This window comes from Variovorax sp. GW821-FHT10D07 (genome assembly GCF_059415325.1).
This window is the reverse complement of the sequence record NZ_JBWKMZ010000001.1, coordinates 1,054,255-1,074,439: the sequence shown is the minus strand read 5'-3', so window position 1 is coordinate 1,074,439 and position 20,185 is coordinate 1,054,255. Positions and strand designations below refer to the sequence as shown.

Annotated in this window: 20 protein-coding genes and 1 riboswitch; of the genes, 8 read left to right on the top strand and 12 right to left on the bottom strand. The window is 69.2% G+C overall.

Annotated features, from left to right (window positions below; genetic code table 11):
• Positions 1-24 precede the first annotated feature (24 nt).
• Positions 25-195: riboswitch (yybP-ykoY riboswitch) on the top strand.
• A gap of 10 nt (positions 196-205) precedes the next feature.
• A complete protein-coding gene (locus tag AC07PU_RS04850; protein ID WP_093345903.1) occupies positions 206-778 on the top strand; it encodes a TMEM165/GDT1 family protein in 573 nt (190 codons plus the stop codon).
• An 18-nt stretch (positions 779-796) separates the two neighbouring features.
• Here AC07PU_RS04850 and AC07PU_RS04845 read toward each other — a convergent pair whose 3' ends face one another.
• Together AC07PU_RS04845 and AC07PU_RS04840 are read right to left on the bottom strand one after the other, a co-directional pair.
• Positions 797-1,786 carry a tripartite tricarboxylate transporter substrate-binding protein gene (locus tag AC07PU_RS04845; protein ID WP_261210560.1) on the bottom strand — a complete coding sequence of 330 codons (990 nt, stop codon included), beginning with the start codon at positions 1,784-1,786 and terminating at the stop codon, positions 797-799.
• Between the two features lie 76 nt (positions 1,787-1,862).
• On the bottom strand, positions 1,863-3,356 hold the full coding sequence (locus tag AC07PU_RS04840) for an alpha/beta hydrolase family protein (protein WP_093345909.1): 1,494 nt from the start codon (positions 3,354-3,356) through the stop codon (positions 1,863-1,865).
• Between the two features lie 198 nt (positions 3,357-3,554).
• Here AC07PU_RS04840 and AC07PU_RS04835 point away from each other — a divergent pair, with 198 nt between their 5' ends.
• Entirely contained in the window at positions 3,555-4,358 is an 804-nt protein-coding gene (locus AC07PU_RS04835; protein ID WP_495315689.1) for an IclR family transcriptional regulator, read from the top strand.
• Positions 4,359-4,388: 30 nt separating this feature from the next.
• Positions 4,389-4,736: an SDR family oxidoreductase gene (locus AC07PU_RS04830; RefSeq protein WP_495315687.1), complete on the top strand. Its 348-nt coding sequence runs from the start codon at positions 4,389-4,391 to the stop codon at positions 4,734-4,736.
• Here AC07PU_RS04830 and lipP1 read toward each other — a convergent pair.
• From lipP1 to AC07PU_RS04815, 3 genes are all read right to left on the bottom strand, one after another.
• Positions 4,654-5,586, bottom strand: a complete 933-nt coding sequence (gene lipP1, locus AC07PU_RS04825) for a LipP1 family hormone-sensitive lipase (RefSeq protein WP_495315685.1) — start codon at positions 5,584-5,586, stop codon at positions 4,654-4,656. The genes AC07PU_RS04830 and lipP1 overlap by 83 nt on opposite strands.
• 83 nt (positions 5,587-5,669) lie before the next feature.
• Positions 5,670-6,053 carry a MerR family transcriptional regulator gene (locus AC07PU_RS04820; RefSeq protein ID WP_057592651.1) on the bottom strand — a complete coding sequence of 128 codons (384 nt, stop codon included), beginning with the start codon at positions 6,051-6,053 and terminating at the stop codon, positions 5,670-5,672.
• Positions 6,054-6,088: 35 nt separating this feature from the next.
• The gene (locus tag AC07PU_RS04815) at positions 6,089-6,466 is read right to left on the bottom strand and encodes a tautomerase family protein (protein ID WP_093345920.1); all 378 of its coding nucleotides are present in this window, start codon (positions 6,464-6,466) and stop codon (positions 6,089-6,091) included.
• A gap of 88 nt (positions 6,467-6,554) precedes the next feature.
• On the opposite strand from AC07PU_RS04815, the gene AC07PU_RS04810 reads away from it, so the two are divergent.
• Entirely contained in the window at positions 6,555-7,412 is an 858-nt protein-coding gene (locus AC07PU_RS04810; RefSeq protein WP_495315683.1) for a LysR family transcriptional regulator, read from the top strand.
• Between the two features lies 1 nt (position 7,413).
• Here AC07PU_RS04810 and AC07PU_RS04805 read toward each other — a convergent pair whose 3' ends face one another.
• From AC07PU_RS04805 to AC07PU_RS04775, 7 genes are all read right to left on the bottom strand, one after another.
• The gene (locus tag AC07PU_RS04805; RefSeq protein ID WP_495315681.1) at positions 7,414-9,306 is read right to left on the bottom strand and encodes a TRAP transporter large permease; all 1,893 of its coding nucleotides are present in this window, start codon (positions 9,304-9,306) and stop codon (positions 7,414-7,416) included.
• Complete coding sequence (locus tag AC07PU_RS04800) at positions 9,303-10,316, bottom strand: TRAP transporter substrate-binding protein (protein ID WP_495315679.1); 1,014 nt, start codon at positions 10,314-10,316, stop codon at positions 9,303-9,305. Before AC07PU_RS04800 ends, AC07PU_RS04805 begins: the two co-directional genes overlap by 4 nt.
• 69 nt (positions 10,317-10,385) lie before the next feature.
• The gene (locus AC07PU_RS04795) at positions 10,386-11,975 is read right to left on the bottom strand and encodes an acyl-CoA synthetase (protein WP_495315677.1); all 1,590 of its coding nucleotides are present in this window, start codon (positions 11,973-11,975) and stop codon (positions 10,386-10,388) included.
• The gene (locus AC07PU_RS04790; protein WP_490876364.1) at positions 11,972-13,144 is read right to left on the bottom strand and encodes an acetyl-CoA acetyltransferase; all 1,173 of its coding nucleotides are present in this window, start codon (positions 13,142-13,144) and stop codon (positions 11,972-11,974) included. Before AC07PU_RS04790 ends, AC07PU_RS04795 begins: the two co-directional genes overlap by 4 nt.
• Before the next feature lie 14 nt (positions 13,145-13,158).
• On the bottom strand, positions 13,159-13,977 hold the full coding sequence (locus AC07PU_RS04785) for an SDR family NAD(P)-dependent oxidoreductase (RefSeq protein ID WP_057591868.1): 819 nt from the start codon (positions 13,975-13,977) through the stop codon (positions 13,159-13,161).
• A gap of 22 nt (positions 13,978-13,999) precedes the next feature.
• Complete coding sequence (locus AC07PU_RS04780; protein ID WP_495315674.1) at positions 14,000-14,401, bottom strand: PPC domain-containing DNA-binding protein; 402 nt, start codon at positions 14,399-14,401, stop codon at positions 14,000-14,002.
• Entirely contained in the window at positions 14,394-14,864 is a 471-nt protein-coding gene (locus AC07PU_RS04775) for a PCC domain-containing protein (RefSeq protein WP_495315672.1), read from the bottom strand. The genes AC07PU_RS04780 and AC07PU_RS04775 overlap by 8 nt, the downstream gene beginning before the upstream one ends.
• 200 nt (positions 14,865-15,064) lie before the next feature.
• On the opposite strand from AC07PU_RS04775, the gene AC07PU_RS04770 reads away from it, so the two are divergent.
• The 4 genes from AC07PU_RS04770 (at position 15,065) to AC07PU_RS04755 (ending at position 20,185) form a co-directional block, all read left to right on the top strand.
• Complete coding sequence (locus tag AC07PU_RS04770) at positions 15,065-15,946, top strand: LysR family transcriptional regulator (RefSeq protein ID WP_057591871.1); 882 nt, start codon at positions 15,065-15,067, stop codon at positions 15,944-15,946.
• A 290-nt stretch (positions 15,947-16,236) separates the two neighbouring features.
• Entirely contained in the window at positions 16,237-18,276 is a 2,040-nt protein-coding gene (locus AC07PU_RS04765; protein WP_495315669.1) for a M14 family zinc carboxypeptidase, read from the top strand.
• Between the two features lie 37 nt (positions 18,277-18,313).
• Positions 18,314-18,496 carry a hypothetical protein gene (locus AC07PU_RS04760; protein ID WP_093345944.1) on the top strand — a complete coding sequence of 61 codons (183 nt, stop codon included), beginning with the start codon at positions 18,314-18,316 and terminating at the stop codon, positions 18,494-18,496.
• A 60-nt stretch (positions 18,497-18,556) separates the two neighbouring features.
• Complete coding sequence (locus AC07PU_RS04755; protein ID WP_495315667.1) at positions 18,557-20,185, top strand: amidase family protein; 1,629 nt, start codon at positions 18,557-18,559, stop codon at positions 20,183-20,185.

Genomic DNA, 20,185 nt, shown 5'->3' with positions numbered 1-20,185 from the left:
TCGACGCTCGCCCCTAAGATCGCGGCCTCAGTCATTGGGGAGTAGCTGACCTGCGCAACGCAGGAGCCCGCGTCAACACACTTGGCCTTCGGCCATGGCGCGAGCAGCTTTAGAGCCTGGCAAGACCTTTGACCACGTCACCTCGGTATGGGCCGGGAAGTGGCGTGGTCTTCGCGTCGCTGGCCCAGGGAGTTCTCTTTTCATCATGGAAGCCTTACTCGTATCCACGGGCGTGGTCGCGCTCGGGGAAATGGGCGACAAGACCCAACTGCTCGCGATCATCCTGGCCGCGACCTTTCGCAAACCCTGGCAGATCGTGGCGGGCATCTTCACCGCCACCGTCGTCAACCACGCGGCCGCGGGCGCGCTCGGCGGCTGGGTGGCCCAGGCCATGGGGCCGAACATCCTGCGCTGGGTGATCGGCGCCTCGTTCCTGGCCATGGCCGCGTGGATGCTGATCCCCGACAAGATCGACGACGACGCCGCGAAGACGAAGAGCCGTTTCGGCGCCTTCGGCACCACGGTCATCACCTTCTTCCTCGCGGAGATGGGCGACAAGACGCAGATCGCGACTGTGGCGCTGGCCGCGCGCTATCCCGACGTGGTGCAGGTCGTGATCGGCACCACGCTGGGCATGATGCTGGCCGACGCGCCCGCGGTCTTCCTCGGCGAGAAGATCGCGGCCAAGGTCTCGATGCGGCTGGTGCACGGCGTGGCCGCCGTCATCTTCGGCGTGCTGGGGCTGCTGACGCTGTTCAACGTCGGCAACCTGTTCTGAGCCCCGGCGGGCGGCCGCCTACTTGGCGGCGGCCGCCGTGCCCAGGCCCAGCTTGTCGATCACGGCCTTCTCGGTCTTCATGGTGCGCACCGCGTACTGCTTGTAGGCCGCGCTGTCCATGTAGAAGGTCTCCATGTCGAACTTGGCGAGCGACTCCTGGTAGTTGGGCATCTCCATCGCCTTCTTGAAGGCGTCGTGCAGGATCGCGACCACCTTCGGGTTCGCGCCCTTGGGCAGCACCAGGCCGAAGGGCGAGGCCTGCACCATGTCGATGCCCGACTCCTTGAGCGTGGGCGCGTTCGGATACTTCTTCGAGCGAGTCTCGCCCCAGGTCGACAGCAGCCGCAGCTTGCCCTGGTCGACGTACGGGCCCCAGCCCGGCGTGTCGGCCACCGACATCACGTGGCCGCCGAGCACCGCCTGCAGCGATTCGGAGTTGCCCTTGTAGGGCACGTGATTGAACTCCACGCCGGCCTGGATCGCGATCGCTTCCATCGTCAGGTGCAGCGTTGTGAGCGCACCCGGCGTGCCGTAGCTCAGGCGGCCCGGGTTGGCCTTGGCATAGGCGAGGTACTCGCGCATCGACTTGATCGGCGAATCGGCGGGCACCACCAGGCCGAAGGAATAGCCGGCGAGGCCGATCACGTAGCTCAGGTCGTTGGCCGGGTCCCAGTTGAGCTTGGTGGTGTAGGGCAGGCGGAACACCGGCAGCGGCACCTGCGCGAGCGTGTAGCCGTCGGGCGCGGTGGCCTGCATGGTCTGCGCGGGCAGCACGCCGCCCGCGCCGGGCTTGTTCTCGATGATCACCGGCTGGCCGAGGATCTTCGAGGCGTTCTCGGCCAGCACGCGGAAGGGCACGTCGGTCGAGCCGCCGGCGGTGAAGCCGATCAGCACGCGGATCGGCCGCACCGGAAAGGCATCGGACTGCGCGAAGGCGGGAGCGGCGGCGAGGCCGGCGGCCAGCAGCAGGGCGTGCAGCGCACGGCGGGTGAGGGTGGGTTGTTTCATGGCAGGACGTGCGAACGAGGAAAACGGAAAGGGCGGTGCGGCCGCCCCGCGAACGGGACGGGCCGCACCGGCGCCGTCAGGGCGCGGGACAGCCGCCGCGGCTGGCCGAGGAGAACTTGCAGCCGTAGTCGGCGCGCGCCACGGTCGCGGCGTCGAGCACCTCGTCGCCGGCCGGCTTCACGCCGTTCTGCTCCCAGTTCGTCATCGCGTCGAAGGCCTGGGTCTGTTCCTCGGTCGTGAAGTCGCAGTGGCTGATGCCGCGGATCGCGCGCTGCACGAGCCACTTCGAGGTGCCCAGCGCATCGGCGCGGCGCTTGTAGATCTGCTCCATGCTGAACGGCACGTAAACGTCGCCCAGCGTGTGGATGGTCACCACCGGCACGTCGATGCGCGCATTGGACTTGGGGAACCAGCGCAGGCCGTCGCGCCGCAGCCGGTTGGCCTCGGGGTCGGCATGCAGCCGGTAGGCACCCTGGTTGAAGGTGACTTCCTCCGGGCTTTGCGCCGGGTCGTTGTCGAGCTGGTAGACGATGCCGGTGGTGTCGTAGCCGTCGCGGTTGAGGATGCCGTTGATGGTGCCGTCGCGGCCGAAGGTGCCCCACACGGTGGCGTTCATGCTGCCCGCGAAGCCGGCGTCGAACATCGGGCGCTCGCCGCCCGTGAGGTTCTTGACGATGGCCTTGTACTTCTCGCCCTGCGCGGTCGTCGCGCTCGGGAATCGCGTGAACAGCGCGGCGCGCACCGTGGGCAGCAGGTCATTCCAGTTGCTCACGGGCCAGCCGTTGACGGGCAGGCCCGCCAGCTGCTGCGCCGCGATCTGCGAGGCGCCGAAGTAGTTGTAGAGCTCGGTGTCGCCGAGCACGCCGCACATCGGCACCGCGCCCGCATAGCGCACCTTGTGGTTGGCCGTCTCCGTCGCCTCGGCATCGACCGCGGCCGCGGCCACGTGGCCGCCGAGCGACTGGCCGACGATGTAGGTCTTGCGCGGCGCATCGAGCGTGCGACCGTTCTGCGAGGCGATGCGCTGGAAGGCCAGCGCGAGCGCGTTGGTGTCCTCGACGCCGGCGCGCACGTCGTAGTAGTTCTTGGTGTAGCTCGACGCGGCCCAGGCATAGCCCTGGCCGATCAGGTGCGCGCGGATGGTGGGATCGCTGACGCTCACCACCGGGCCCGTGCCGCCGTAGCCGTGCGCGTACATCACGAGCATGCCGTTCCAGTTCTTCGGCACTTCGACGCGGTAGCCCGCGCCCTCGAGCACGCCCCACCAGCGGTCGGTGTCGGGCGCGCCCGAGATGGCCGCGAACGGCAGCTTGGTCTCGTCGACCGTGAACTGGCGGCCGTCCTGCGCGCGCGTTTCCTCGGGCTCGGGTGCGGCCGGGGGCGGCGGTGCCGGGGGATTGCCGGCGCCCGCGCCGCCTGCACCGGCCTGTTGCGCGGCGATGGCGGCGGCCAGCGCCGCGGCGCTGGCGCCCGACGAATCGCCGCCACCGCCGCCGCATGCGGCCAGCGTCGCGGCGGCGATGAGCGAGAGAAGGGTGGCGCGGCGGCCCGGATGGCGATGGAACTTCACGAGATGTCTCCTGCGTGTGGGGATGGGTTCCGCGTGAATCTTTTAATTTCGTTAAGCGGAATTAGATTTATGGAACGTTCTTTCGAACGACGGCGAGTATCTTTCCGCTCGCGTTTCTCTCGTATAGGGAATTCCATGAACCGTTTCCAACTGCGGAAAATATAATTCCGTCAAACGAAATTAAATTGAGAGAAACGAATGGGCCGCACCAAGCAGATCGACTTCGAGGAGGGTGCCGACAGCCCGCGCTTCGTGACCGCGCTGGCGCGCGGGCTGGACATCCTGGCCGCCTGGGGCCCCGACGAGAAATGGCTCACCAGCACCGAGCTCGCGCGTCGCACCGGCCTGCCCAAGCCCACGATCGCGCGCCTCGCCTACACCCTCGTCGTGGCGGGCTACCTGCGCCACTCGCGCGAGACCGGCAAGTACGCGCATGGCGACAGCCTGGTCGCGCTCGGCATCACGATGGTGTCGAACCTCAAGCTGCGGCGCATCGCGCGGCCCTACATGCAGGACCTGGCCGACCGCTACGACGCCTCGGTGTCGCTCGGCATCCGCAACGGGCTGTCGATGCTCTACGTGGAGAACTGCCGCTCGAGCGCGCCGCTGTCGCTGGGCCTGGACATCGGTTCGCGGCTGCCCGTGGCGCGCTCGGCGATGGGCCACGCCTACCTCTGCGCGCTCGATGCGAAGGAGCGCGAGCGGCTGCTGGGCGAGATCCGGCTGGCCGACCGCGAGCGCTGGCCGCAGACGCAGCAGGCGATCGAGACCTCGCTCGCCCACTGGCGCGAGCGCGGCTTCACGATGGTCGTGCGCGGCTGGGAGAGCGACATCAGCGGCGTGGGCGCGGCCATCCGGCAGGCCGACGGCAACGTCGTGACCTTCAACGTCGGCGGCTCGGCCAGCCGCTTCGGCCGCGAGCTGCTCGAGCAGGACATCGGCCCGCAGCTCGCACGCATGGTCAAGGTGCTCGAGTCCTTCGTGCGCGTAGACGACAACTGAGCGGGCGTTGCCCGCGGTGCGCGCTCAGGCGTGCCAGGCCAGTATCCGTTCGCGAGCGCGACCACGCGTGTCGTGACACCGGGCGTCGCGCCCTGTGCCGCCTTCAAGGGTGGGCTGGAAGTGCTCACGCGCTACATGGCCAAGGAGTTCGGCGTGCGAGGCATCCGCGCCAATGCCGTTTCGCCGGGCGCCATCCGCACGGACATGACCAGCGACGCGCTCGACCAGAGCCCCGGCTTCGAAACCCAGCTCGCCGCGCAGACCGCGCTCGGCCGCATCCGCAGGCCTGAGGCCGCTACGCCGCGAACAGCGTGGGCCGCAGCGCCCGCGCGGCATCGGCCAGCGCCTCGCGCGTTGCGTCGAAGGGCCAGCGCATGAACTCGTGGATCATGCCGTCGTAGCGCTTCACGCTGACCGGCACGCCGGCCTCGCGCAGGCGATCGCCATAGGCTTCGCCCTCGTCGCGCAGCGCATCGAACTCGGCCGTGACGATATGGGCCGGCGGCAGTCCGCGCAGGTCCCCGGCCAGCAGCGGCGAGACCAGCGCATGGGTCTTCAGTGCCGCGTCGCCGAGGTAGTGGTCCATGAACCAGTGCTGCATCTCGCGGCCGATGTTGCCGTACTGCCCTGCATAGGCCTGGATCGAGGTGTTGATGCGGCGGAAATCGACATCGGGATAGATCAGCAGCTGGTGCGCGATCCGCGGTCCCGCGGCATCGCGCGCCTTCAGCGCGACCACCGCCGCGAGGTTGCCGCCGGCGCTGTCGCCCGCGACCGCGAGCCGATGCCCGTCGGCCCCGAGCTGCGCCGCATGCTCGGCCACCCAGGCGGTGGCCGCGAAGGCCGCGTCGACACCGGCCGGGAACTTGTGCTCGGGCGCCAGCGGATAGGCCACCGAGACCACGACCGCCTGCGTCGCCATGGCGAGCGCGCGCGCGAGGCCGTCGTGCGTGTCGAGGTCGCCGAGCACGAAGCCGCCGCCGTGGAAGAACACGATGACTGGCAGCACCTGCTGCGGCGACGGGTGGTAGATGCGCACGTCGAGCGGCCCGGGCGCGGTGTCGATGCGCCGGTCGGCGACCGAGGCCACCGGCGCGCCGGGCGGCAGCGCCGCGAGCATGCGGCGCATGCCCTGTCGGATCGCGTCGGGCGCGAGCGTGTGCATGTCGGAGAAGCGGGTGGCGGCGAGGCGATCCAGATGCGCCTGTGCCTGGGGATGAAGCGGCATGTCCTGTCTTCCGGTGGTGAAGGGGACGGCCAATCTACGACTTGAACTTCGGTTCAAGTCAAGCGCTTCTTCGAGGTTTCTTGCTAACGCACCAGCTCGCGGAAGTTGGCCTTGAACTTCGGGCATTCGACCAGCGAGGCATGCGTGCACACGGCCGCGTGCTTGAGGCTGTCGCGCATGGTCTGCAGTCGCTCGATCTCGTGGTCGAGCTCGGTGGCGCGCTTGGCCATGCTGCGTCGCAGCTCGACGTCCTTGGGCGTGGACGCGAGGAAGCGGCCGATCTGCGCGAGCGAGAAGCCGGCCGACTTCGCGCAGTGGATCAGCGCCAGCCGCGCGACCACCTCGGGCCGGTAGGCGCGCCGCAGGCCGGTGCGGCCCGCGGACTCGATCAGTCCGCGCCGTTCATAGAAGCGCAGCGCCGAAGGCGCCAGGCCGGCGCGCTGCGCGACCTCTGCAATATCGAGCATGGGATGTCTCCATCGTGGATCTCGTCGGCCGGGCCTCAGGCGAATTGCGCGAGGCCATGGCCCACCGACCAATTCTCCTTCGGCGAGTCGACGATGTTCACGAACAGGTCTTCGCCGCGCAGGCCGGGGCTCTCGGCGAGCAGCTCCGCGAGCCGCCGGAACAGCGCCTGCTTCTGCTGCGCGCTGCGCGTGTCGAACACCGTGATCCTGATGTAGACCACGTCGTCGCTGCGCGTCACGCCGTAGGCGTTGCCGTGGCGGAAATTCGCGGGCTCGTGCTCGCTGAGCGTCATGAAGCGGTTGTCCTCGGACACGCCGAGCGCGTCGCTGAGCGCGCGGCCGAGGCCGTCGAGGATCGCCTTGCGATAGGCCTCGGGCTTGCCGGCACGCAGGAAGACATGGCTGATGGGCATCGTGATTCCTTCAAGGGGGTGGTGATGTCGGACGATGCTAGTCATACGGAATTGCTATGGATAAATATATCAACGACAATTTTTTGAAATGATTGCACGCCCCCTCGATCTCGATGCCGTCCTGGCCTTCATCCGCATCGTCGAGCTCGGCAGCTTCACGCTCGCGGCCGAGGCGCTGCAGACCACGCAGGCCGGCATCAGCCTCAAGCTCAAGCGGCTCGAGGAGCGGCTCGGCTGCCGGCTGGTGGAGCGCACGCCGCGGCACGTGGAGCTGTCGGCCAAGGGCGCGGCCTTTCTCGAGCACGCGCGCGAGCTGCTGGCGGTGCACGACCGTGCGCTCGGTGCCTTCGCGCAGGCGCGGCAGCGGCTCACCATCGGCATCAGCGACCACGTGGCGGGCCCCGAGCTGCCCGCGCTGATCGCGCGCATGAACGCGCAGGACCCGCAGCTGCTGATCGAGATCCGCATCGGCTCCTCGGGCGAGCTGCTGCAGAGCTTCGACCGGCGCGAACTCGACACCGTGATCGTGCGCCTGCATGCGGGCCGCAACGACGGCGAGCTGCTGGCCGAGGAACGGTTCGGCTGGTTCGCGGCGCCGACCTGGCAGCACCGCGCGGGCGAGCCGCTGCCGCTGGCCACCATGGCCGAGCCCTGTGGCGTGCGCGCGCTGGCCGCGCGGCTGCTCGACGAGGCGCGCGTGTCCTGGACCGAGGTCTTCGTCGGCGGTGGCGTCGCCGCCGTCGCGGCTGCCGTCATGGCCGGCCTCGGCGTGGCCGCGCTGGCGCCGCGCATGCTGCCCTTCGGCGCGGTCGATGTGGGCGCGCGACTCGGGTTGCCCGAGTTGCCGCGCCTGCCGGTGCTGCTGCACACGCGTGTGGGGGAAGGAAGGCCGCGCGCGGCGCTCGAGGCGCTGTCGGTGGCCTTCCGCAGCGTGGTGCGAAGCTAGTTCAGAGGAAGCCGATCGACAGCCACGGAACCGCCGCCACCACGATCGTCCCCGCCAGCAGCGCCAGCATGTACCCCACGATCGGCCCGATCCCCGCATCGGGCTGCACGCGCCCGATCGCGCAGGCCGCGTAGTAGCCCACGCCCAGCGGCGGCGCGAACAGGCCCAGGCCCATCGACAGCACCACCACCATCGCATAGTGCACCTCGTGGATGCCGAGCTGGCGCGCGATCGGAAACAGCAGCGGGCCGAACAGCACGATCGCCGGGATGCCCTCGAGCACCGAGCCGAGGATCACGAAGATCACCAGCGACACGGCCAGGAACATCCCGGCGCCGCCCGGCAGGTTCGCCATCAGCTCGGCGAGCCAGCGCGAGAAGCCCGACTGCGTGAGGCCCCAGGCCATCGCGGTGGCGGTGCCGATGATCAGCAGGATCGCGCCCGACAGCGAGGCCGTGGCCACCAGCATCGGCCCGAGCCGGCGCCAGTCGAACTGCCGGTAGATCGCGATCCCGGCCACCACCGCGTAGACGATGCCGATGGTCGAGACCTCGGTGGCGGTGGCCACGCCCTCGACCACGGCGGCGCGGATCACGAAGGGCAGGGCGAGCGCGGGCAGCGCCACCAGCGCGAGCCGCAGCACCTGGGACCAGGGCGAGCGCTCGACCCGGCTCAGGTCCTCGTGGCGGCTGCGGAAGTGCACCACCACGCACAGCATCAGCCCGAGGATCACGGCCGGCAGCAGCCCGCCGGTGAACAGCGCCGCGATCGACACGCCGGTGACCGAGCCGATGGTGATCAGCACCAGGCTCGGCGGCACGGTCTCGGTCTGCGCGCCGGTGGCCGCCAGCAGCGCGACCAGCTCGCCGTCGCTGGCGCCGCGCTTCTGCATCTCGGGAAACAGCGCCGGCGCGACCGCCGCCATGTCGGCCGCCTTCGATCCCGAGATGCCCGACACCAGGTACATCGCGCCCACCAGCACGTACGACAGCCCGCCCTTCACGTGGCCGAGCAGGCTCGCGAGGAAGGCCACCATCGCCTTGGCCATGCCGGTCATCTCGATCAGCAGGCCGAGGAAGACGAACAGCGGCACCGCGAGCAGGATCAGGTGCGACATGCCCTCGTCCATGCGCCCGACGATCACGGGCAGCGCGGTGTCGGTGGTCAGCGCGAGGTAGCCGAAGGTGCCGAGGCCGAAGGCGAAGGCGATCGGGATGCCGCCGAGCACGCAGGCCAGCACCACGCCGACGAAGAAGACCAGCAGGTTGAGCCGGCCCAGGTCCTCGAACACGGCGCGCCCGAAGCCGAAGGCCGCGACCAGGATCGCCACCACGCAGACGGCCTTGGTGGTGGTCTTCCAGTCGAAGTCGCGGAACAGCCGCAGCACCGCGAACAGCGCCATCAGCGCCACGCCCGCGGGCAGGGCGGCGGCGCGCCAGGCGTTCGAGATGTCGAGCGCGGGCGTGGTGATGAAGCGTTCCTCCGCGGCGTACTCCCAGGCCGGCCACGCGATCATCGCGAGGAAGGCGAGCGCCGCGCACAGCGCGAGCGCTTCGGCCAGCTGCCGGCGTTCGGGCGCGAGGCCCGACACCAGCGCCGTCATGCGCATGTGCTCGCCGCGCCGCAGCGCGACCACCGCGCCCAGCATCGCCAGCCAGATGAAGAGCATCGAGGCCAGCTCGTCCGACCAGATCAGCGGCTGGTGCAGCACGAAGCGCGCGACCACGCCCGCGAGCAGCACCGCCACGTCGGCCAGCACCAGCGCGCCCGCCGCGACGCTCACCGCGGCGCCGAGCGCCTGCTCGATGCGCGCCGCGAGCGGGTTCGACGCCGCCGGGTCGAAGGTCTGCGCGGGCCCATGGCCGTGCGCGACCACCAGGCGCTGCGTGCTCATGCCAGCTTGCCCACGCTGCGCTCGAGCAGCGCCCAGGCCTCGTCGCCGTACTTGGCCTTCCACTCGGCATAGAAGCCGGCCTTGCGCAGCTGGTCGCGGAACGCGGCCGGGTCGGGCTGGTTGATCTGCATGCCCTTGGCGGCCAGCTCCTTCTGCAGCCCGGTGTTGAGCTCGGCCACGTCGGCGCGCTCCTTGAGCGCGGCGGCATTCACGTGCCGCGCCACGATGGCCTGCAGCTCGGGCGGCAGGCGGTCCCAGGCGCGCTTGTTGGCGAGGAACCAGAAGCCGTCCCACATGTGGTTGCTCATCGAGCAGTACTTCTGCACCTCGTAGAGCTTGGCGGTCGAGATGATCGCGAGCGGGTTCTCCTGGCCGTCGACGATTTTCGTCTGCAGCGCCGAATACACCTCGGCGAAGTTGATCGAGGTCGGCGCGGCCTCGAGCGCCTTGAACATCGAGGTCCACAGCGGCGAGACCGGCACGCGCACCTTGAAGCCCTTCAGGTCGGCCGGCGCCGCGATGGGCTTGCTCGAGGACGTGATCTGGCGGAAGCCGTTGTCCCAGATGCGGTCCATCGCGAGGATGTTGGCCTTGGCGATCTGCTGGCGGATGTGGGCGCCGAGCTCGCCGTCCATCGCCTTCCAGACGCTGGCGTAGTCGGGGAACGCGAAGCCCACGCCGCTGATGGAGGCCGCGGGCACCAGGGTGGCGAGGATCAGGCCCGACAGCGTGAAGAACTCGACCCCGCCCGAGCGCAGCTGGCTCAGCATGTCGGTGTCCGAGCCGAGCTGGTTGTTCGGAAAGATCTGGATGTCGACCTGGCCCTGGGTCTCGGCGCGGATCGCATCGGCCATCTCCTTGGCCCGGATGTTCATCGGATGCGTGACCGGTAGGTTGTTCGCGTACTTGTAGCTGTAGGGCTTCTTCTGCGCGAAGGCGTGGCGCAGCGGCAGGGCCAGCGTGGATGCGGCGGCGGCGGTGCGCAGCACGGTGCGGCGTTGGATGTTCATGGCGCTTGTCTCCTGTTGTGTGGGTTTTCTCTTGATCTGTCGAACGCTGTGGGGGACGGAAATGGAACTTCAGGCGATGGCGGCCTCCGCGATCTCCGCGCGCTCGGCCAGCAGCCGGCGGATGTCGTTCTTCGCGACCTTGCCGTAGCCCGACTTGGGCAGCGCGGGCCAGAACAGCACGTGGCGCGGCCAGCGGTACTTGGCGCAGCGGCCGTCGAGGTGGCGCAGGATCTCCTCGGCGTCGACGTCGTCGCGCTCGCACACCAGCACGGCCACGCCGACCTCGCCCCACTTGGCGTCGGGCCAGCCCAGCACCGCGGCCTCGCGCACCGCCGGATGGGTCAGCAGGATCTCCTCGACCTCGCGCGGATAGACGTTGGAGCCGCCCGATATGTACATGTCGGACTCGCGGCCCGTGATGTAGAGCAGCCCGCGCTCGTCCATGCGCCCGAGGTCGCCGGTGTGGAACCAGCCGCCGCGCAGCGCCTTGGCCGTGGCCTCGGGGTTGTCGAAGTAGCCAGCGAACACGGCGGGGCCGCGGCAGCAGATCTCTCCCACGGCACCGGCCGGCAGGCGCTGCATCTGCGCATCGAGGATCGCGACCTCCATGCCGGTGCGCGGCCGGCCGCAGGAGCCGACGTTCGCGTGGGGATCGGCATCGTCGGTCGAATGCATCGAGGGGGTCAGCACGGTGATGCAACCCGTGACCTCGCCGAGGCCGAAGTACTGCACCAGCACCGGCCCGAGCTTGTGCAGCGCGCGCTTCTGGTCGGCGCGGTACATGGGCGCGCCGGCATAGATCAGGTAGCGCAGCGAGCTGTGGTCGAAGGCATCGACCGACGGGTCTTCCACCAGCATCTTGACGATGGTGGGCACGGTGAAGAGGTTGCTGACCCGGTGCCGCTCGACCAGCGCCCAGATGGCGGGCGGCTCGAGCCGGTCCGAGGCTGGCAGAACGGTGGCCGCGCCGCGCGCGACGTTGAGCAGCGCATGGATGCCCGCGCCGTGCGACAGCGGCGCGACGGCGATCGAGCAGTCGCGCTCGGTGGTACCGGGGATCAGGTCGGCGAGGTGGTTCGTGACCACGAAGGCCAGTTGCCCGTGGGTCAGCACCGCGGCCTTGGGCTTGCCGGTGGTGCCCGAGGTGTAGAAGTACCACAGTGGCGTGCAGTCATCGACCGGTGCCGTGGCATTGGGCGCGCCCGCGTGCGCCGCGAGCAGCGCCTCGTAACCCAACGCACCCTGCGGCGGCACGCCGATCGTCACCACGTGGCGCAGATGCGCCGAGGCTGCGCGCACCGCCTCCACGTGCGCGCCGAAGCAGTCCTCGGCGAGCATCACCGTGGCCCGGCTCGCGCTGCCGAGGTAGGCCACCTCGGGGGGCGTGAGCCGCGCGTTCACCGGTACCCAGACCGCGCCCAGGCGGAACGCGGCCCAGCAGCTCTCGAACAGCGCGATGTTGTTGCGCGACTGCACGAGCAGCTTGTCGCCAGGCTGCATGCCGAGCGCGCGCAGCGCATCGACCAGCGCGTCGACGCGTGCGTCGATCTCGCGCCAGGTCCAGGTCCGGTCCTCGAGGATCAGGCCCGGCCGGTCGGGAAACAGCGCCGCGGTCTGCGACAGCAGCACCGAGAGGTTCGCCGCCTGTGCTGCGCTCACACCGCCTCCAGCACGCTGAGGTAGTTGGCGACTGCCGCGCCGCCCATGTTGAAGACGGCACCGGGCCGTCCCGTGGCCACCTGCATGTCGCCCGCCAGGCCGGCGAGCTGCATCGCCGCCATCACGTGCTGCGACACGCCGGTCGCGCCGATCGGATGGCCGCGCGACTTGAGGCCGCCCGAGGGATTGACCGGCAGCCGGCCGTCCTTGCGCGTCACGCCGTCGAGGATCGCGCGCGCACCCTGGCCGTGCGGCGCCAGGCCCATGGCCTCGTACTCGAGCAGCTCGGCGATGGTGAAGCAGTCGTGCGTCTCGACGAAGCCGAGGTCGTCCAGCCCGAGTCCGGCCGCCTCGAGCCCGCGGCTCCATGCAAGCGCCGCGCCCTCGAAGCGCGTGGGGTCGCGGCGCGACAGCGGCAGGTATTCGTTGACCTGCGTGCGCGAGCGCCAGCGCACGGCCGGCACGCGGGCCGACGGCGTCGGCGCGGCCGAGATCACCAGCGCCGCGGCGCCGTCGGAGACCAGCGAGCAATCGGAACGCTTGAGCGGGCCCGCGACCACCGGATTGCGTTCCGACACCTGGCGGCAGAAATCGAAGCCCAGGTCGCGCCGCATGTGGGCGAAGGGGTTGTGCATGCCGTTGGCGTGGTTCTTGGCCGCGATGGCCGCGAGCGCATCGCCCTGGTCGCCGAAGCGCTCGAAGTAGCTGCCTGCGATGCGGCCGAACACGCCAGCGAAGCCCGCGGGCGTCTCGCCTTCCTCCTTCACGTAGGAGCAGCGCAGCAGCGTCTGCGCGACCACCGGGGTGGGCACCGCATTCATGATCTCGAAGCCCACCACCAGCGCATGGCGCACGCGGCCGCTCTGTACCGCGTCGAGCGCGGCCCAGATCGCGGCCGAGCCGGTGGCACAGGCGTTCTCCATGCGCACGGCCGGCACATGGCGCAACGCCGGCACCGCGAGCGCGACCAGCGAGGCGCTGAAGTCCTGCGGCATGAAGCCGCCGTTGAAGTGGCCGACGAAGACACCGTCGATGTCGGTGGCCTCGAGCCCGGCCGTGTGCAGCGCGGGGTCCACCGCATCGCGGATCAACTGTTCGCTGTCGATCGCGTCGAGCTTGCCGAAGACCGTGTGGCCCCAGCCGGTGATGAAGGCGTTGTCGTTGTTCATGGCGTGCGGCTCCTTCAGGCGTGCGCTGCTTCGGCGGCGCGTTCGGACGGCAGTCCGCGGCGCAGGGTCGGCAGGCCGACGCCCGCGGCGTCGAAGCCGCCATCGACCGCGATCACCTGGCCATTGATGAAGCTGGCGGCATCGCTGCAGAGGAAGCCCACCGTGTTCGCCATCTCCTCCACGCTGCCGTAGCGCCCGAGCGGGATCGCGTCGTAGTAGTCGGAGCGGATCGCCACGCTGTGGACCAGCTTGGCCATCTCGGTCTCGACCGGGCCCGGTGCGATCACGTTCACGCGCACGCCGGCATTGCCGAGCTCCACCGCGTACTGCTTGGTCAGGTGGATCAGCGCCGCCTTGCTGGTGCCGTAGGCCACGCGCAGCGTGCTCGCGCGCAGGCCGGAGATCGAGGCCACGTTCACCACCGCGCCGCCACCGGCCTGCACCATCAGCGCGCCGAAGGCCTGGGTGCAGAGGAAGGCGCCGTCGAGGTTGGTGCCGAGCACCGTGCGCCAGTCGGCGAAGCTGGTCTCGGCCACGCGCTTGAACACCGCCACGCCCGCGTTGTTGACCAGTGCGTCGACGCGGCCGAAGCGCGCGACCACGGCATGCGCGGCCGCATCGACCTGCGCGGGATCGGACACGTCGCAGTTCACGGTCAGCACGCGATCGGGCTGGGCGAGCGTGCGGCCGGTCGCTTCGAGCGTGGCACGGTCGTTGTCGAGCAGCGCGACCTGGTGGCCGTGCGCGAGGAACCATTGGCCGATCGCGAGGCCGATGCCGCGCGCGCCGCCGGTGACGACGGCGACGCGCCGGGAGGAGGAGGTGTCTGTCATGGGAGTCCTGCAGTTGTCGAAATCAGTTGTTGTCGTCGGCGGGCAGCCACTCCTCGAGCGTGACCTCGAAGGTGACGCACACGGTGTTGGCGCCGGCCACGAAGGGCCCGCCATAGACCCGGCCCTCGGTGTCGGCGACCACGCCGGTGAGGGCCGAGCGCAGGCTGCCGTCGGGCTGCCGGCGCACTTCGCCGGCCAGGCTCACGACCTCGATGGCCGGGCCGCGGATCACCTGGCAGGCGCCGTCGGGGCGTTCGAGGCAGGCGTCGATCAGGCTGCCGAGCGCGCCGCGCACGAAGGCGTGGCGAAAGCCCTGGGCCACGCAGAGCTTCTCGACGCCCTGCATCAGGTCTTCGTTGGGGCCGATGCGTGCGTAGGCCACGCGGCCCATGCGGCCGCGTTCGATCCGGTGGACTTCAGACATGGCCGGTCCTGGCCTCGGGGCGCATCAGCGGCATGCGCGTCTCTTCGTCGTAGGCCACGCGCAGCTCGAAGCTGTCGAGCGCGGTCACGAGCACCGTGACCGGCACGCGGCCGACCACGCTGCGGTCGCAGAGGATGTGGCCGCCGCGCACCGCGCCGTCCGCCTCGCAGAAGGCGCCATGGCAATGGACCAGCGGCGTGTTCGAAGCCGAGCGGCCCAGCGTGGCATTGCCGAAGATCAGCCGCGCGCCGCGCAGCGGCACCGGCGCGCCGTAGGTGGCGAGCACGCGGCCCGAGGGGTCGGGCAGGGCCATGCAGAAGCTCAGGCTCTCGAGGTCGCCGCCGAGCAGCGTCATCGAGGCGCTGTGCACCGCCTCGCGCGCCAGGGCCTCGACCAGGCCCTCGTGCAGGGTGCGGCCCGCGGGCAGCGAAAGCCGGAAGTGCCGACCGTGGTCGGCACGCATGTGGTTGATCCTCACGGGGCCGCTGGGCCCAGGGTGGACCACGGTCCTTGCTCGTGGCAGGGCCGTCGTCGACTGCTTGTTCACGTTGTCTCCTGACTGCGCGGCAGGGGGTAGGGCCGGCGCATGGCCGCGGAGTCTAGGAGCCCCAATCCATAGCAACAAATCTACAATTCAGATCGATCAATACAGGATTCAGATCGATGGAACTTCGCCACCTGCGCTGCCTGGTCGCCGTCGCCGAGGAACTCCACTTCGGCCGCGCCGCCGAGCGCCTCAATCTCTCGCAACCGCCGGTGAGCCTGGCGATCAAGGAACTGGAGGAGGAGCTCGGCGTCGCGCTGTTCGAGCGCAGCTCGCGCCGCATCGCCATCACGCGCGCGGGCGAGGAGGCCCTGCGCGACGCGCGCGCCGTGCTCGGCGGCATGGAGAGCCTGCGCCGCCATGCGAAGGACGCGGCGGCCGGCCTCAAGGGCTCGATCGCGGTCGGCTTCATCAGCCTGCCGGCCTACACCTTCCTGCCGCAGGTGCTGCGCGACTTCAACGAGAACCATCCCAACGCGAGCATCGCGCTGCGCGAGGGCATCACCGAGCAGATCCTGGCCGACGTGCAGTCGGGCCGGCTCGACATCGGCCTGATCCTGCAGCCGGCCGAGATGCCGCCGACGCTGGACTCGCGGCTGGTGCAGAAGGACACGCTGATCCTCGCGTTGCCCGAGACGCATGCGCTCGCACGGCCCGGCAGCGTGGCGCTCGAGCGCTTCGCGAGCGAACGCTTCCTGGGCTTCGAGCGCCACATCGGGCCGCAGATGTTCGATGCCATCGTCGCCACCTGCATGCGGCGCGGCTTCAGCCCGCGCATGTTCCCGGCGCGCCAGATGAACACCATCGTGAGCCTGGTCTCGGGCGGCGTGGGCGTCGCGCTGGTGCCGGCCTGCGTGAAGGCGCTGCATCGCGAGGGCGTGGTGTTCCGTCCGCTCAAGGGCGAGAAGACGCATGTCGACACGCTGGTGGTCTGGCGCAAGTCGGACGAGTCGCCGCTGCTCAAGGCCTTTCTCGCGCTGCTGCCGAGACTGCGCGACTGACGCGCCGACTTTCTCAAAAGAATACGGACAGACGGTCCTATCCCTCGAGCGCCCGGGCAATTATTCTTTTCCGCCAGCAGACATCACCCACGCGGTGAGCCTGCCCCGGGTGCGGAACAGGGAGGGAACGCACCCGCGCGTCCATGCGCCATTCATGACTCCAAGACGGTTCCTTTCGGGGGGCCGCGTGGACGCGAATTTCCGATGCCCCTTCAAGACGGTGCCGGCCTGGTTCGCCGTAGCGCGAGCCTGTCCGGTGAATTTCATGAATGCAGCACAGGACAACCCACATGAGAGCTGGTCTTCACGCCGCGCCGCGGCCCAAGCGTCTTCGTCTCGCGATCACCGGCCTGATCGTGCTCGCGCAACTCGCGCCCCTCGCGACCGCGCAGGGCACGGCGAACCCCGCCGGTGCACCGCCAGCGCAGCTCGAGCAGGGCCGCATCTGGTCGGTGCGCGTGTCCTATGCGACGCGCGAGGACATCCAGCGGCTGTCGCGCTGGATCGATCACATGCGGGTCGACAAGGTCGGCAAGACCATCGCGACGGAACTCGACTCGCGCGGCGTCGAACGCTTGCGCAGCCTGGGCTATGCGGTCGAGATCGATGCCGAGCGCTCCGAGAAGATCCGCGGCTTCCAGCATGAGCGGCAGCAACTCCTGAAGCAGAGCACGCCCGGAACGCCGCAGGCTTCGCAGAAGACATCGGCACTGGGCAAGCCTGGCGACCCGCTGTTCGACGGCAACGCCGCCTGCTACCGCACCGTCGAGCAGGCCAACCTCGACATCGATGCGCTGGCTGCTCGCTATCCGAAGCTGGTCCGCGTCGCTCCAGTGGGCCAGACCTGGGTGCAGACGCAACTGCTCTCGTTTCGCAACGTGCTGATCAAGTACCTGCCGCAGAGCGTGCTGAGCACGATCGACTTCGACCTGCTGCCCGACAGCGAGGCCAACCCGCTGCGTGCCGTCGTCATCGGCAACCAGGAACGCATCCAGGACAAGACCGTACCGCGCATGGTCACCACCTCGTCGATCCATGCGCGCGAATACACGCCGGCCGAGATCTCCACGCGCTTTGCCGAATGGCTGGTGAAGAACCACGGCACCGATCCCACGGCCACATGGCTGCTCGATCACAACGAGTTCCACTTCATCCTGCATGCGAATCCCGATGGCCGAAAGCTCGCGGAACAGGCCGTGGCGCAGAACCTCGGAAGCGGTTGGCGCAAGAACGTGAACCTGGTGGACGGCTACTGCAAGTCGCCCGATAACGAGGTGCTGGCCCAGTTCATAGGCCCCGTGGATTCCGGCGTCGACCTGAACCGCAACTTTCCGTTCGGCTGGAACAGCACCAATGGCAAGGGATCGAGCGGCGACGCGTGCGAAGGGGACTTCCGGGGCAAGGCCGCCGCCTCGGAGCCGGAAACGGCCGCGATCGTCCGGTACGTCGCGGGCACGCGCCAGCAGGACGGCAGCTTTGCGGGCGGCCTGCTGCAGGACCGGCGAATCGCCGCGGCCAACGATTTCTCGACCGGCGCGCCCAGCGACTACGAAGGCCTGTACCTCGACATCCACAGCTTCTCGCAACTGGTGTTGTGGCCCTGGGGGATTCGGCGCGACACCTTGGGCGGAGACTCCAAGACCGCGAACGACGACGGCATGGCGGCCTTCGCGCAACGCCTCGCCTGGTACAACGGATATGCCGCCGATCAGATCGTCGGCTACGACACCGACGGCACGACCACCGACACCTTCTATGGCGAGCTCGGCGCGCCTTCGTTCACGATCGAGCTGGGCACCTCCTTCTACGAGCCCTGCGAGGAGTTCGAGAAGGACACCTTCCCGAAGAACGTGGCGTCGCTGCGCTATGCGGCACGCACGCTGAAGGCGCCGTACCAGCTTCCACTCGGGCCCGACGCGGCGGATCTCAAGCTCTCCGCCACCAGTGTCAGGCAGGGCGAGTCCGTCACGCTCACGGCCACGATCGACGACGACCGCTATCGCTACGCCGAGGGCGACAGCGACTGGCCGGTGACCAGGCACGATCCGCAGCCCATCCAGGCCGCCAACGCCTACATCAACACGGTGCCCTGGGACAGCGCGGCCAAGGCGATCCCGCTGAGCGCCACCGCCGACATCGCCTTCGGCGCGGGGCCCAAGGTGACGGTCTCGGGCGTCATCGACACATCGGCCTTCCTGCCGGGCAAGCACCTGCTCTACGTGCAGGGCGTGAACCAGAAGGGCAGGGCCGGTCCGCCCGACGCGGTCTTCCTGGAGGTACTGGCCAAGGAAGCACCGCAGCCCTGCCCGCCGACGCCGTCGGCGAGCTGACCGACCTTGCCTCGTCTTCGACATCGGGAGTCACATCATGCAGATCCAACTCGTGGTCTTCGCGCGGCGCCTGTGCGCGCTGTTCTTCTGCCTTGCGGTTGCCGCCTGCGGCGGCGGCGATGGAGGCGGCGCCAGCTTCATGCCCGTGGGCATCGCCCCCGGCACCGGAACCATCGCGCCGGTCATTCCGCCGGTCACCGAAAGCAACTGCAAGTCCTAGCGTCGTCGCCGTGCATCGCGGCGCCGTTCACCTGCATCCCACGATCGACAAGGAGTGACCATGAAAAGCGATGTTCGTCCGCGCCGCCCCAAGGCGGCCACCCGCGTCTGGTGCGTCCCGCTGCTGTGCCTCGTGCTGTCGGCTTGTGGTGGAGGCGATGGCGCGAGCATCTCTCCGCTCGCCATGGCGCCGCCAGCGACGGCCGGGGATGGCGTTGGCGCGCCGGTTCCACCGACAGTTCCCGCCGTCGTGCCGCCCTCGCTCGAAGGCATCGAGTACCTCGACATCGCGGGCCTGAGCGAGAAGATGGCGCAGGGCGCCACCTCGCGCGACATGGCGGCCTACCTGCTGGCCCGCATCGATGCGCTCGACAAGAAGGGACCGGCCGTCAATGCGGTCATCGAGCTCAACCCCGATGCCATGGCCATCGCCGACCAGCTGGATGCGGAACGAGCCGCGGGCCAGTCGCGCGGGCCGCTGCACGGCATTCCGGTCTTCCTGAAGGACAACATCGACACGGGCGACAGGATGCAGACCGCGGCGGGTTCGCTGGCGCTGGTGGGGCAGCCCGCGCTGCAGGACGCCTTCGTCGCGAAGAAGTTGCGCGAAGCGGGCGCACTGATTCTCGGGAAGACGAATCTCAGCGAGTTGTCGGGCTTTCGTTCCCTCTTCCTCCCCAGCGGATGGAGCGGGCGAGGTGGCCAGACATTGAATGCACATGTGCTGGACAAAGAACCTTGCGGATCGAGCGCGGGATCGGCCGTGGCGGTGGCTGCGGGCTTCGTGCCCATCGCGATCGGCACCGAGACCGATGGATCGATCCTGTGTCCCGCGGCGATGAACGGCATCGTCGGTATTCGCCCTACGCTGGGCTTGGTGAGCAGAACAGGCGTCGTCCCGATCGCGAGCATTCAAGACACCCCGGGCCCGATGGCACGCACGGTGCGCGATGCGGCCCTCCTGCTTTCCGCGATGGCGGCCGCCGATCCGAAGGACACGGCCACGGCCGACGCACAGGCGCACGCGGTGGATTTCACGAAGTTCCTGAGCCCCGACGGCCTGAAGGGCAAGCGCATCGGCTATGCGCCCGGCCCGTACGCCGCAGCCGACATCTACCCCGACTTCATGGGCGCACTGGACACCCTGCGCCGCCTCGGAGCCACGGTGGTAACCGTGGAGAGCCCCAACGAATCCGAGGTCGATGAATGGACGCTGCTGACGTATTACTTCGGCAGGGAACTGAACGCATACCTTGCAACCAGAACCGGGCTTCCCGTCAAGAACATCGAGGAACTGCAGGCGTTCAACAAGACCACACCCTTGCGTCCCGATGGAACACCCTACTCGCAATGGTGGATCGACCAGGCCGTCGCTCTGCTCGGACCTCCCACCGTTCCCTATGAGCAACTGGCCCGCGAACAGAAGGCACGGGTGGCCGGCGAGTTCGATCGCATCCTGTCGTCGAATGGGCTCGATGCCCTCGTGAGCCCGGGGCGCAGCGGCGCCATGGCCGGCTACCCCGGCATCACGGTTCCGATGGGGATCGACAGCGGCGGCATGCCCGTTGCGATCTTCTTCGTCGGCACGCGCTGGAGCGAACCCACGCTGCTGTCGATCGCCTACGGCTTCGAGCAGGCCACGAAGGCAAGGCGCAATCCGCAGTTTCGCAAGAATGCCCCTGTGCCATGA